The following is a 12376-nucleotide window of genomic DNA, read 5'->3' on the forward strand; positions in this document are numbered from 1 at the left end:
GCCATCACTCGCGCGGCCTCACGCCGTAGAGCCTGATGCACTCCTTCAGCAAGGGCCACCATGGCAGTGCGCGCCTTTCCTTCTCGAAGCCCTTCACCTGCCCGATGCTGCTCACCCAGGTGACATCAAGCTCGGGGATGTGGTACATGTTCACGCCGAAGAAGCCGCTGTGGCCAATCATGGTGAGCGAGTCGAGGCCTGCGATGCCGGAGGGCTTGGCGTCGAAACGGATCACATCGATGCCGAGACCATAAGCGGGTGAATGGCGCTTGAGCATCAGGTCCAAGGTGCTGCGATCGCGTAATAGTTCGCCCTTGGCAAGTCCGTTGATGAAGCGCGCGAGGTCCGCCGTGCTGGAAATGAGGCCGCCGCCGCCGAACTCCACCGAGGGGTGCAGCACGGCGGTCACATCGCGACGACCATGATACTGGTGCATCATGCGCGTGTAGGCGCTGTCCCAGCTGTCGGTCCAGGTATCGTGCAAGCCGAGGGGAGAACAGATGCGCTCCTGCAATTGCGTGTTCAGCGATGTCGCGCCGACTTCCTCCACCAATAGCGCCAAGAGCAGGTAGCCCGTGTCCGAATAGTGGAATGCGCTTCCCGGCAATGAGGTCTTGCGTTTGGCCATGCCGTGCTTCACTGCGATGCGCAGGTGCTCCTGCGGGGTGCGGGCCTTGCTCGGATTCAGTTGGGTGCGTGCGAGGAAGCGCCAATCGTCGAAGATGTAGTCGCTGAGGCCGCTCATATGCGCTAGCAGTTGCCGCACCGTGATGGTGTGTCCGAGGTCCTTGCCCTTCACACGCACCAGCGGACGAACCAGCTCCTCCGGCAGGTAGCGCACCACCGCGCTGTCCAACGCGACCCGGCCTTCCTCCACCAACTGCAGCACGAGCACCGCCACGAAGGTCTTGGCCACACTGGCCGTTTTGTAGCGGGGCCCGGCAGGGTTGGTGGTGTCGCGCTTGCTCACCTGCCCCAGTGCACCATCGAAACGGTAGTGCTCGCCATACCGAAAGTGGAATTGGAAGTTGTGCCGCTTGTTTCGCCCGTTGGGCTTCATCCATGAGGCCATGCGGTCCCAGGCAATGGAGTCAAGCCGCGCATCGAACTGCGGGAATGCTGGTGCGAAGAGCAGGGCGGCGAAGAGGAGGAGCGGTGCGCGCATTTCAGTTCGATTGTGCAAGCCCCTTCAGCACCACCTCCGCTTTCTTCACACCCACCGCGGCCGCCACATCCTCGGGCAGCGCCTCGCGGATGCCTTGGATTGAACCGAACCGCGTGAGCAGTTTCTGCGCGGTGCTGGGGCCGATGCCCTCGATGCCTTCGAGCCCCGTGCGGATGATGCGCTTGCTGCGCTTGCCGCGGTGGTGCGTGATGCCGAATCGATGCGCCTCGTTGCGCAGGTGCTGGATCACCTTCAGCGAGGAGCTGCGCTTGTCGATGTGCAGCGGCACGGGGTCCTCGGGGAAGTAGAGTTCCTCTAAGCGCTTCGCGATTCCCACCAGCGCCACCTTGCCCCGCAGGCCCAGGCGGTCGAACACATTCATTGCCGCGTGCAATTGGCCCTTGCCGCCATCAATCACCACCAGTTGTGGAAGCGGCTCGCCCTCGCTGATCAAGCGGGTGTAGCGGCGCTCCACGGCTTCTTCCATGCTCGCGAAATCATCAGGCCCAACAACTGTCCGGATGTTGAAATGGCGGTAGTCCTTCTTGCTGGGCTTGGCATCCTTGAAGACCACGCATGCGCTCACGGGGTCGGTGCCCTGCGTGTTGCTGTTGTCGAAGCACTCGATGTGGCGCGGCAGCTCGTTCAGGCGCAGGTCCTGCTTCAGTTGCTCCAGGATGCGGTTGGTGGCCGCCTCGGGGTCCACGAGCTTCTCCTGCTTGCGCTTGTCGAGCAGGAAGTACTTCGCATTGCGCTCGCTGAGTTCGAGAAGCGCCTTCTTGTCGCCGCGCTGCGGGATGGTGAAGGAGAGGCCAGGCACCTCGATGCCGGGATCAAGCGGAACGATGGCCTCCGGCGCGGTGCTCTTGAAGCGTTCGCGCAATTCGGCGATGGCGAGCTGCAGGAGTTCCGCTTCGGTCTCCTCCAGTTTAGGCTTCAGTTCCACGGTGATGCCATGCACCACGGCGCCATCAATCACGCGCAGGTAGTTCACGCAGGTGCCGCCGGCATCGCTGGCCAGCGCGAAGACATCCACATCGCCGATGTCGGCATGCACGATGGTGTTGCGCGCCTGGTACCGCTCGAGCTGCTCGATGCGCTGCTTGGTGAGCTCCGCCTTCTCGAACTCAAGCGCCTCAGCCTGTGCTGCCATCTGCTGCTTCAGCAAGTTGGCCACGCCGCGCGTGCGGCCGCGCACGATCTGGCGGATCTGCTTGATGTGCGCATCATACTCCTCCTCCGACTGCAGTCCCTCGCAGGGCGCCTTGCAGTTGCCCAAGTGGAACTCGAGGCAGCGCTTGTACTTGCTGCGCTCCACGTTGCGCTCGCTCAGCTCGTAGTTGCAGCTGCGCAGCTTGTACATGCGGTTCACCAGTTCCACCACGGTGTGCATCACGCGGCTGCTGGCATAGGGGCCGTAATACTCGCTGCCGTCGTCCTCCGGGTTGCGCATGCCCTCCACGCGCGGGAATCGCTCGTTACGGATGCGGATCCACGGGTAGCTCTTGTCGTCCTTCAGCATCACGTTGTAGCGAGGCTGATGCTGCTTGATCAAGGAGTTCTCGAGCAGCAGGGCATCGAACTCGGTGGCCACGACGATGATGTTCACGTCGGTGATGTTGGCCACCAGCTTGGCGGTCTTGCCCGTCTCGAACTTCTGCTTGTTGAAGTAGCTGCTGACGCGGTTGCGCAGGTCCTTGGCCTTGCCGATGTAGATGATGCGCCCGCTGAAGTCGAGGAACTGGTACACCCCCGGCTGGTGCGGGAGCAATTTCACTTTCTCGCGGACATCCAGCGGTTCCATATGCCTCAAAGGTCGAAAAGATGGGAGGCCGGAAGTCCGTCTTGGAGCCTTCGCCTCTTCATATGAACCTCGTTCAGCGCGCGCCTCTGTTCTCCTGTACCCTTTCGAGCGCCTCGAACATCGCGTTGAAGTCGCCCTTGCCGAGGCACTTCGTGCCCTTGCGCGGGAGGATCTCGAAGGACATCGTGGGGCGATCCAGCACCGGCTTTGTAGGCCTCAAAGGGCAGGATCATGTTGATGATGAAGGTCGGTAGGTTCCGACGATCATGCGAAGCATACTAAGGTAGTGAGGTATGCGGTCCGCCGGATCGAAGCCGGAGGCCACGGCCTCCACCACCCACCCCCGCGAGATCAGGCTGCAACAGGCGACCAGGTGATCCTCCTCCGCCTTGGTGAGCCGGCGCAATTCACCGGCGGCGATCAGGGATCGGAAGCACGCGCGCAGGTCGTTCATCCGTTGCTCCTGCCGTGCAGCATAGCCCCGGCGCATCTGCCGATCGCGCTCCAGCGCTCGGGTGATGCTGGTGAGGAGGCAGCGGTACTGCACGTGGTTGGAGAGGAGCGCTTTGAATCGCCGGAAGAACTCCGCCAGCGAGCTGACCTCGCCGTTCGGGTAGATGGCATCATTGGCTGCGGCGAGGCCCTGCCCGATCGCAAGTACGATGCGCTCCTTGTCCGGGAAGTAGTAGGTGAGGTGGCCCGGGCGCATGTGCAGGGCCTTCGCGATCTCGCGCACACCCACGTATTCGATGCCGTACCCGTTGAATAGGTCCAGGGCTGTCGACAGGATCAGTTCGCGTTTCTCCTGCCCCTTGGTCGTGATCTTGTGTTTCTTCATATATTTGGACAACGTCCAAATGTAAATACATGGAATTCGAACGCCCTCATGTGATCGGAAGCGGGGCAGGTGAGCAGCTCACCTTCGTCCGCGTTGAAAAGGCCCCCCACGGGGACAAGCTCATCGTGGAGAACCTGGTACGGCCCGGGTCCGGTCCGCCGATGCACGTCCACCACCGGCAGGCGGAATCGCTCACCGTGGTCAGCGGTCGGATCGGCGTGCAGGTGCTGGGACAGGAGCCCAGCGAGCACGGACCCGGCGAGACCGTGACGTTCGCCGCCGGTGTGCCCCACAAGTTCTGGGCGGCGGGCGCAGAACCCTTGCGCTGCACAGGATGGATCCAGCCGGCCGACAATGTGGAGTACTTCCTTACGGAGCTCTATCGCAGCACCCGCGAGAACGGCGGCAAACGGCCCAAGGACTTCGACGGCGCCTACTTGGGCATGCGCTACGCCAGCGAATTCGACATCCTGGAGGTGCCGGGCTTCGTGAAGAAGGTGATCTGGCCCCTCACGGTGTTCTTCGGCAGACTTGCCGGGAAGCACAAACGCTACGCGGATGCGCCGGAGCCGGTGAAGTGAACAGCAAGGGATGCCTATGGCGCCCTTTCCACTCACTTCGCCCGTATCCTGTTCCCTTTCGCCTCGTGCGTGAGCTCGCATAGCCCGAGTGCTTCCATAAGCGGGGGAACGTATACGCCGAAGCGCCCACGCAAGCCCTTCTTCAGGCCGTACCAGCCCTTCACGGGGTTCTTTTCGCTGCGGCCCCAAGCCTCCACGGTGCCCTCTTTCGCGGGCTTCTGTTCGTCAGTGCCTCCGAGTTCCATCCAGTCGCCGTGCTTCTTGAGCATGGCGTGCAGGTCGTTGATGCACTGGATGTCGTAGAGTAGCACGGTCTTCCCGACGGTGCACACAAGTACCTCCTTGCTGTCCTTCTCTTCAACGTGCATCGTGTATTCCGAAGTGCCCGGAGGCGTCTTCAGTATCATTGGTGCGTCCTTCGTTCCGATCTTCTTCTTCAGGTCCATGTGCGATAGGGGTTGATCGTTTCAAATGTTCCAGTTGCCCACGTCCTGTACCTCGCGCGAGCGTGGTGGCGCGGTGGGTCCGCTGGCCCGCAGTGCTTGCTGGAAGTGCTGGAAGGCAGGCATGGCGAGCAGCAGTTGTTGGTCGGCCGCGCTGTTGAAATGGGCCAGATGCACAAAGGTGCGCTCTTCCGGGTCGAACAGCACGCGGTAGTGGATGCCCGGATGACCGGCGTCGCGCAGTGCCTCCATCACGCGGGCGACGTTGCGGCGGTTCTCTTCCTCGAACGCTGCAGTCACGGTATACGTCACCAATACGTGCTTCATGGTCCCACGGTATTGGCGATGGTCTCGGCCTCCTTCTTCAGATCGGCGGCGAACTCGTCGAAGCTCGCATCGAAGCTGGGGATGTACTTCGCATACATCGGGAACATCAGGCCGCCGATCCGCTCGTGCATGGTGAAGGCAATGCTACCATCGCCGATGTTCTTCAAAGTGATGGTGCGTTCACCTTTTCCATCGCCCCAGACCAGGCGCCGGGTCGGCTCGAAGACCTTCACCCGCAGTTTGAAGCTGCGATTCGCGTCCAAGGTGCTTTTCAGGACGATACGCTCGCCTAGGGCAATGTTGCCCTCAATGGAGATCACCGTGCTGTTCCAACGTGGATAGTCGCTGGCGTTGGTGAGCAGGGCCCAGATGATGGCTTCGTCCGCGCGGATGGTGGTGCTGACACTGGTCTCGCGGTGAAAGGTCGTGCGCATGGTGACAGCCTTGCTGTCCTGCGCGGTGGCATTGAATGGTGACATGAGGACAAGGGCGATGAACAGGTGCCGCATGCCTCTTGGACGACCGGCGCGAACGAAAGGATAGGATTAGGCCGGAGATCCCCTTGGCCGCGTGTGCCTCAGTCCGCCGATGCGGCCACGTGCTGCTCCATCACCTTGCGGTCGAACTCCAGGTGATGCATCTGTAGCTCCGCGGCCGCCGAGGTGAAGGGGTCGATCTCCTGCAGCACCTGCATCCGCAGATCGAAGAGGTGCTCCTTGTCGGGGTTCGCGGCATCGCGCACCATGCGCAGTTTCGCGGCCTCTTCCTGGGCGTTCTGCTTCGGATTGTAGATGCCGTTCAGCTCGGTGCACTGGTGGCAGGCGCCCTCCTTGTTAATCAGCGCACAGCGCCGGTCGAACACGTCGATCATGCGGCTCCTTCCGCCATGCAACCAGTACTTCACCATGGCCGCGTTGCTCTGCATGATCTCCGCGATCTCGCTCGCGCTGAAGCCGTGCACCTCGCGCAGCAGCAAGGCGATCTGCTCTTCCAGCGGCAGTGAGCGGCTCACGCAGGTGAAGCACAGGGCGATGTGTTCGCGGATCTCGAAACGCGCCTGTGGGGAGCTTTGGTGCAGCGTCATCGACTCACGGAAGAAGTCCGGGTCCTGCATCGCCGCGTCCTTGCAGATGTCGCCCACTTGCTCCGGCCAGCGCTTCAGGGCACGCAGGTGATCACGTGCGATGTTCTGAGCGATGGCGAAGAGCCAGGTCTTCACGCTGCTTCCACCCTTGAACGACTCCAAGCTGCGTTGCGCCCGGATCCAGGTCTCCTGCACGATGTCCTCTGCGTCCTGCCGGCTTGTGGTCATGCGCAGGATGTAGGAGCGGAGAGCCGGTCGTGTGCGTTCGAACTCGGCCGTGAGTTGTTCGGTGGAGAGGGTCATTGGAAGCGATAAAGGTGAAGATACGCGTACGCGTTCGGCGCAGGGCGCTCAGGGCAGAGGGCGCTACTTGACGTCCTTCGAATGCGTTGCATGGTATCCGATCAAAGCGCCCCCCTGTTCACCTGCTCCCGCCATCGCCTCGAACTGCGCCTGATTGCCTCTGCTCAGAACAGCTTCATTTCCCCAGCTACGATCGCCGCCCACGGGATCTGCTCGATGCCGGGTGAAAGCATCCGCCGCTCCTCGGCGGTGTTCACCACCCACCCTCGCTTCAGGCCGAGGTCGCTCATGCATTGCTTCAATCCGGCAAGGCTGCGCGGGTCGAGGGTCGTGCCCAGTTTGATCTCCACGGGCAAGAGTTGGTTGCCATTGCGGATGAGCAGATCCACTTCTGCACCGGCCTGTGTGCGCCAGAAGAACACCTCGGGCCGGACAAGCTGCTCATCAGCGATGGCACAGAGCTCTTCGATCACCAGCCCCTCGAACGAATGCCCACGCTTGTGCCACGTGTTCAGTTCGCGACTGCTGCGCAAGCCGGCCAGGAAGTGCAGAAGTCCGGTATCCCGGATGTACAGCTTCGGGCTTTTCGTAAGCCGTTTCTGCACGTTGGCGAAGAAGGGCTGTAAGCGCCGGACCATGAACGCACCTTCGAGTACACCCAGGTCCGCATTCACCGTGTGCGACGACACAGAAAGCGATCGCGCCAGGTCCGATACGTTCAGCAACTGCCCATGCACATGGGTGAGCATCGTCCACAACGTGCGCAGGCGTTTGGCCGGGAGGTTCAATCCCAAGGCTGGCAGGTCGCGCTCCAGAAAAGTGCTCACGTAAGCATCCAGCCACGTGCCACGTGCCTGTGCATCGCGCAACGAAAGCACGGGCGGATAGCCACCCCAGAACCAACGGTCCTTCAGTGGGGGAAGGCCATACAGCTCCTGCGAGCGGAAGGGTGTCAACTCCAACAGGCCGATCCGCCCCGCCAGCGATTCCGAAACGGAGCGCATCAATGCCGGGCTGGCCGATCCGAGCAATACGTACCGCCCTTTGCCGGTCCCGCTATCGATGCGGTGCCGAAGCGCCGCGAACAGTTCCGGTACGCGCTGTGCCTCGTCGAATACCACCTGCTTCGGACGCACGGAGAGGAAGCCCTCCAGATCCGCGTTCAGCAAGGTCAGGTCCGCAGGTCGCTCCAGGTCCAGATGCTCCCAGCCGGGCAACGCATGCTTCGTCAGTGTGCTCTTGCCACACTGCTTTGGCCCCACCACCAGTACCGCCGGGAAGGTCTTCAGCAGCCGCTGGAAGCGGTGTTCGGAAAGCCGGGGCAGGTGGTGCATACCTTGTAGATCTGAAGTGCGACCTCAAATATACAAGACAACTATGGAGCGGTGAAAGTGCCTCCTACAACGCCCCACTGTTCTCCTGCTCCCGCTCGATCGCTTCGAACAGCGCCTTGAAGTTGCCCATGCCGAAACTTTGCGCCCCTCCCGACAAGTCGGGACGAAGACGCTTGCTCGGATGATCTCGAGGAACATCGTGGGACGGTCCACGACAACCTCATGGAACGACGTAGGGCGCCCATTGGACGCCCTACGCATGTGTGGTATCGCTTCCGCTTGAAGCGTATTGCGGTCCTGTTTACTTGATCGAGGTGGCGAACTGCGAGGCGACCACCTCGAAGGTGGCGAAGTAGGCCTGGGTCACCGGCATCTCCATCAACTCGCCGGCGATGGCCATGAAAGCGGCCTGGTCGCGGTACACCGTCATGCCCACGCTCAGGCGCTCGGTATCCGGCCCGCCCACCAGTGCGAACTCGTAGCTCTCCAGCACGCCATCGCGCCTGTCCAGCATGTCCACGAAGGCTTTGCGCGTGCGCTCGAACGCGGCCTCTTGTCCGGAGCGGGTGCGCCGCATCGCGACCTCCAACACCTGGCCCTCGGTGCGCAGCACCTTGCCCAGCTCAAAGGGCTTGCCTTCGATCTGTTGCAGAAAGGCATAGGCCTTCAGGTCCATGGTGGCGGCGAACGCTCCGAAGGCCTGCTGAACTTCAGGCACCGACTGGATCTCGCCCACACGGGACATGGAAGGATACTGCGTCATGCCGATGAACACGGGTCGTTCGTCGGGAGCGGGCAGTGCGTAGAAGGAACTGAACTCGCGGTCGTTGCTCACGCCATCCTGCTTGGTGAGCAACTGGATGAACTGTGCGCGGGCCTTTTCGAATGCCTCCTGTTCACCGTCCTTCACCATGCGGACGGCAAGCTCGAAGATGGGTTTTTCCTTCATTGGCGTTGTGTTTTCGATTGTTGGAACGGACGCAAACGCGATGGCTGCAGCCAGTCCGGTGATGATGAGTTGGTCCATGTGTGTTCGACTTTGGTGGTTAAGGCAAGTTCTGGCAGCAGGGCCCTGGGCGGTCGATCAGGTAACGCTGGTCATTTTGTCTTTTGGCTCAACAGGATCTCCCGTGATCGCACTTCGTGATGCATGGTTGGATCATTGCTGTGGAAGGCGACCCAGGTCCCGTACCTCCTTCGGAAAATTGATCTCCCAGATCGAATGGGGGTCGGTATCCGTGCGGCTTTCAGGACGATCGGTCACCTTACTTGAGTACGGTGTTCAATGCACCGAACTGAGTGGGTGGGTAGGCACCAAGGAATTCCGACACAGCAGGATCCCCCATGAAGTTCGGGTCCATACCGATCGCCAGCGCGGCCGCTTGACTGTCGTACACGGTCATCCCGACCACGACGTTGTTGTTCAGTACGCTCCGCCACTGGATCTCCTGAACAAAACCCGGTTGCTGGGCAAGCAGGGTCAGGAAGCTGTCGCGCTTGGTAACATAGTCGGTCGTATCGAAGTTGGAGTATGCGCTGATGTCGCGCACTGCGATCTCCAGGATCCGTCCTGAGTTCAAGGGAGCAATCGTGGAGAGGTCGATCGGTCCATACCCTGGGAGGGGTTGCAGTACCTCGAAGGTGATCGGCACGAAGGTCGCGAAGAACGTCGTTGCCTCCGGTATGGAGATAAGCTGTTGGCCTAGCGTGCTGAAAGTGTTCAGGTCGGCATACTGGGTCATGCCGATGTAGATACTGTCCAAGGGCAGTCCTGACGCCAGCAGGTCGAACGAGGGCTGGAACTCGCGGTCGTTGGAGGTGCCGGGTCGTGCCATTAGTTCCGCCACGAAGGCGTCACGTGCCGCTACGAAATCAGCGATGTTCTGTCCAGGGTTCAATCTACGGATGGCTAATTCGAACACATCATCGTTGGTTTCGTTCTGGGTTCCTTCGTTCACGGTCTGGGGCTCGTCATTCTCCTTTTTGCAGCTTACTAGGTACAGGCTCGTAGCGAGCATGAAAGCGGTCGCAGTTCGAAAAGTGTTCATGTTCTATTCGTTTGTTTGGACTGACTCGTAGGGCGATGATGCAACCCCGACCGGCCCTGTTTGGTAGAGCCGATCCAGGCTGTTCCGATCGCAGGGCAAAACAAGAGCCTGTAGCAGGGCCCTGATCGGTCGATCCGGAAGAGTGACGGTCACTTTGTCGCCTGCTGGCGATAGGCGGCCGGCGAAAGACCCATGTGCCTGCGGAAGGAACGGGCGAAGTTGCTTGGATCGGTGTAGCCCAGGTCATAGCCGATCGATGCGACATCGGAGTCCGTGAGCAGCAGTGCTCGGCATGCGTGCATCATGCGATGGTCCTCGATCAGCTGCTTGGCTGAACGCGCGAAGTTTCGCTGCGCCAACTTGTGCAAATGGCCCCTACTGATGGCCAGTTCCGCGGCAAAGGCTTCCACCGTGCGCAGCTCCGTCAACTTATTGGCCAGCAAGTAGCGTAGCTGCTGCAGGCGCGTATCACTGACGAGGCCCTGACCGTGCCTGAACGCGGCCCGGTGCGTGCGTTGGAGACGCACGAGCAGCAGATGGAGGGCGGCCCGTAGGAACTGCTTGCTGTCGCCGGAGGGTTTGCGCAACTCATTGTGGATCTCCTTGGCGAGCCCATCACATGCCTGGAATGTCCTTTTGTCTGGTTTCAGCGCAGGGGAAGCTTCGAGGTCGTGGAAGAAGCTGAACTTGTAGGTGAAGTGGGCTTCCTCGAACAGGAGATCAAGGAATCCGGCTTCAAAGAAGATCCAAGTGGCCCGGTCCAGAGTACAACCGGTCAGATCCACCGGCTGGCCGGGCGTGATGGTGATGATGCTCCCGGACCGCACCTTCAATCGATGGGTGCCGATCCGCATGGAACCGCTGCCCTGTTCGATGGAGCCGAGCAAATGGAAGTCCGGTACCGCTTCCACGATGGAGCGGTCGAACTCGGTCATGTCCACCGAGTCGATGAGCAGGCCGTTGCCGTAGCGGTTGCGATCGAACTTGAGTTTGCGCATGGCTCGTGCGGAAGTAGTCGTGCTGACCTGCGCAAGTGTAGCGCACTCCAACAGGGAAGCCGCCTGTAGTAACGAAGGGCGTCCGCCACATGGCGACGCCCTTCGATTATGTCGCAAGGGTCCCGCCTACAACGTCCCCCTGTTCTCCTGCTCCCGCTCGATCGCCTCGAACAGCGCCTTGAAGTTCCCCTTGCCGAAGCTCTTCGCGCCCTTGCGCTGGATGATCTCGAAGAACATCGTGGGGCGGTCCAAGACCGGCTTGGTGAAGAGCTGCAACAGGTAGCCCTCGTCGTCGCGGTCCACCAGCACACCGTGCTGCTTCAGCACCGCCAGGTCCTCGTCGATCTCGCCCACGCGGTCCATCACCGTGTCATAGTAACTGGGCGGCACGTACAGGAACTCCACACCGCGGTCCTTCAGCGCTCCGACTGTTTCGATGATGTTGTTGGTGGCCACCGCGATGTGCTGCACACCGGCGCCGTTGTAGAAATCGATGTACTCCTCGATCTGGCTCTTCTTCTTGCCCTCGGCGGGCTCGTTGATCGGGAACTTGATGCGGCCGTTGCCGTTGCTCATCACCTTGCTCATCAGCGCGGTGTACTCGGTGCTGATGTCCTTGTCGTCGAAGCTCACCAGCTGCGCGAAGCCCATGACGCGGGCGTAGAAATCCACCCAGGTGTTCATCTCGCCCCAGCCCACGTTGCCCACCATGTGGTCGATGAACTTCAGGCCGGTGGGGGGTGGGTTGTAGTGGCTCTTCCACGGCTTGAAGCCGGGCAGGAACGCGCCCTTGTAATTGTCGCGCTCCACGAAGATGTGTACCGTTTCGCCGTAGGTGTGGATGCCGCTGCGGACCACGAAGCCGTGCTCATCCTCCTCGCGCACCGGCTCCATGAAGCTCTTCGCGCCGCGTTTGGTCGTCTCCTCCCAGGCCTTCTTCGCATCGGGCACCCATAGCGCGATCACCTTCACGCCATCGCCGTGCTTGCGGATGTGCTCGTTGATCGGGCTCTCGGGGTTCATCGGCGTGGTCAGCACCAGGCGGATCTTGTCCTGCACCAGCACGTAGCTGGTACGGTCCTTCACGCCGGTCTCAAGACCTGCATAGGCAAGGCTTTGGAAGCCCCATGCGCTTTTGTAATAGTGTGCGCTCTGCTTGGCGTTGCCCACGTACAGTTCCACGTAGTCCGTGCCCAGCAGGGGCAGGAAGTCCTGAGCATCGGCCATGATCTTCTCCAGGCCGTAGTCGACGTCTTTGAGTCCGGTTGCCATGGGTAGTAGTGTTCGGTTGACGTGCGAAGTTCGTGGTTTTCCAAGGGTGGATGATGATGGTGGTCACAAAGGGCCCTCGCCGATGCTTGGTTTTCGGAAGCATGCACCTTGTACAGTCACAATGATCTCGGGGCCTACCCATGCCATGCGGAGCAAACGCCATCGGCAAGCCTTGTTGG

At 61.0% G+C, this 12376-nt stretch carries 13 protein-coding genes; 1 reads left to right on the forward strand and 12 read right to left on the reverse strand.

Annotated features, from left to right (window positions below; translation table 11 throughout):
* Window positions 1–4 precede the first annotated feature (4 nt).
* From IPM12_04040 to IPM12_04050, 3 genes are all read right to left on the reverse strand, one after another.
* Window positions 5–1165, reverse strand: coding sequence for a beta-lactamase family protein (locus tag IPM12_04040; GenBank protein MBK9146976.1), 1161 nt, complete (start codon window positions 1163–1165; stop codon window positions 5–7).
* 1 nt (window position 1166) lies between these two features.
* Window positions 1167–2969 carry an excinuclease ABC subunit UvrC gene (gene uvrC, locus IPM12_04045; GenBank protein ID MBK9146977.1) on the reverse strand — a complete coding sequence of 601 codons (1803 nt, stop codon included), beginning with the start codon at window positions 2967–2969 and terminating at the stop codon, window positions 1167–1169.
* A gap of 229 nt (window positions 2970–3198) precedes the next feature.
* Window positions 3199–3807 (reverse strand): TetR/AcrR family transcriptional regulator, encoded by a 609-nt coding sequence (locus IPM12_04050; GenBank protein ID MBK9146978.1) that lies wholly within the window; start codon window positions 3805–3807, stop codon window positions 3199–3201.
* Window positions 3808–3836: 29 nt separating this feature from the next.
* Here IPM12_04050 and IPM12_04055 point away from each other — a divergent pair, with 29 nt between their 5' ends.
* Entirely contained in the window at window positions 3837–4388 is a 552-nt protein-coding gene (locus IPM12_04055; GenBank protein MBK9146979.1) for a cupin domain-containing protein, read from the forward strand.
* Between the two features lie 32 nt (window positions 4389–4420).
* On the opposite strand, the gene IPM12_04060 is transcribed toward IPM12_04055, so the two are convergent.
* From IPM12_04060 to hppD, 9 genes are all read right to left on the reverse strand, one after another.
* Window positions 4421–4834 (reverse strand): hypothetical protein, encoded by a 414-nt coding sequence (locus IPM12_04060; GenBank protein ID MBK9146980.1) that lies wholly within the window; start codon window positions 4832–4834, stop codon window positions 4421–4423.
* Between the two features lie 21 nt (window positions 4835–4855).
* A complete protein-coding gene (locus tag IPM12_04065) occupies window positions 4856–5158 on the reverse strand; it encodes a hypothetical protein (GenBank protein MBK9146981.1) in 303 nt (100 codons plus the stop codon).
* The gene (locus IPM12_04070) at window positions 5155–5637 is read right to left on the reverse strand and encodes an SRPBCC domain-containing protein (GenBank protein MBK9146982.1); all 483 of its coding nucleotides are present in this window, start codon (window positions 5635–5637) and stop codon (window positions 5155–5157) included. Before IPM12_04070 ends, IPM12_04065 begins: the two co-directional genes overlap by 4 nt.
* 98 nt (window positions 5638–5735) lie before the next feature.
* Complete coding sequence (locus IPM12_04075) at window positions 5736–6545, reverse strand: RNA polymerase sigma factor (protein ID MBK9146983.1); 810 nt, start codon at window positions 6543–6545, stop codon at window positions 5736–5738.
* Between the two features lie 164 nt (window positions 6546–6709).
* Window positions 6710–7879 carry an ATP-binding protein gene (locus IPM12_04080; GenBank protein MBK9146984.1) on the reverse strand — a complete coding sequence of 390 codons (1170 nt, stop codon included), beginning with the start codon at window positions 7877–7879 and terminating at the stop codon, window positions 6710–6712.
* A 301-nt stretch (window positions 7880–8180) separates the two neighbouring features.
* A complete protein-coding gene (locus IPM12_04085; protein ID MBK9146985.1) occupies window positions 8181–8906 on the reverse strand; it encodes a hypothetical protein in 726 nt (241 codons plus the stop codon).
* 238 nt (window positions 8907–9144) lie between these two features.
* Window positions 9145–9927, reverse strand: a complete 783-nt coding sequence (locus IPM12_04090) for a hypothetical protein (protein MBK9146986.1) — start codon at window positions 9925–9927, stop codon at window positions 9145–9147.
* A gap of 149 nt (window positions 9928–10076) precedes the next feature.
* A complete protein-coding gene (locus tag IPM12_04095) occupies window positions 10077–10925 on the reverse strand; it encodes a helix-turn-helix transcriptional regulator (protein MBK9146987.1) in 849 nt (282 codons plus the stop codon).
* Between the two features lie 126 nt (window positions 10926–11051).
* On the reverse strand, window positions 11052–12197 hold the full coding sequence (hppD, locus tag IPM12_04100; protein MBK9146988.1) for a 4-hydroxyphenylpyruvate dioxygenase: 1146 nt from the start codon (window positions 12195–12197) through the stop codon (window positions 11052–11054).
* Between the last annotated feature and the right edge of the window lie 179 nt (window positions 12198–12376).

The organism is Flavobacteriales bacterium (assembly GCA_016716605.1).
GTDB lineage: Bacteria > Bacteroidota > Bacteroidia > Flavobacteriales_F > PHOS-HE28 > PHOS-HE28.

Bases quoted from the DNA above. Each gene is read 5' to 3' on its own strand.
- IPM12_04040 (MBK9146976.1), bottom strand. From the start codon at position 1,165: ATGCGCGCACCGCTCCTCCTCTTCGCCGCCCTGCTCTTCGCACCAGCA.
- IPM12_04055 (MBK9146979.1), top strand. From the start codon at position 3,837: ATGGAATTCGAACGCCCTCATGTGATCGGAAGCGGGGCAGGTGAGCAG.
- IPM12_04050 (MBK9146978.1), bottom strand. From the start codon at position 3,807: ATGAAGAAACACAAGATCACGACCAAGGGGCAGGAGAAACGCGAACTG.
- hppD (MBK9146988.1), bottom strand. From the start codon at position 12,197: ATGGCAACCGGACTCAAAGACGTCGACTACGGCCTGGAGAAGATCATG.
- IPM12_04095 (MBK9146987.1), bottom strand. From the start codon at position 10,925: ATGCGCAAACTCAAGTTCGATCGCAACCGCTACGGCAACGGCCTGCTC.
- IPM12_04085 (MBK9146985.1), bottom strand. From the start codon at position 8,906: ATGGACCAACTCATCATCACCGGACTGGCTGCAGCCATCGCGTTTGCG.
- uvrC (MBK9146977.1), bottom strand. From the start codon at position 2,969: ATGGAACCGCTGGATGTCCGCGAGAAAGTGAAATTGCTCCCGCACCAG.
- IPM12_04070 (MBK9146982.1), bottom strand. From the start codon at position 5,637: ATGTCACCATTCAATGCCACCGCGCAGGACAGCAAGGCTGTCACCATG.
- IPM12_04065 (MBK9146981.1), bottom strand. From the start codon at position 5,158: ATGAAGCACGTATTGGTGACGTATACCGTGACTGCAGCGTTCGAGGAA.
- IPM12_04075 (MBK9146983.1), bottom strand. From the start codon at position 6,545: ATGACCCTCTCCACCGAACAACTCACGGCCGAGTTCGAACGCACACGA.
- IPM12_04090 (MBK9146986.1), bottom strand. From the start codon at position 9,927: ATGAACACTTTTCGAACTGCGACCGCTTTCATGCTCGCTACGAGCCTG.
- IPM12_04080 (MBK9146984.1), bottom strand. From the start codon at position 7,879: ATGCACCACCTGCCCCGGCTTTCCGAACACCGCTTCCAGCGGCTGCTG.
- IPM12_04060 (MBK9146980.1), bottom strand. From the start codon at position 4,834: ATGGACCTGAAGAAGAAGATCGGAACGAAGGACGCACCAATGATACTG.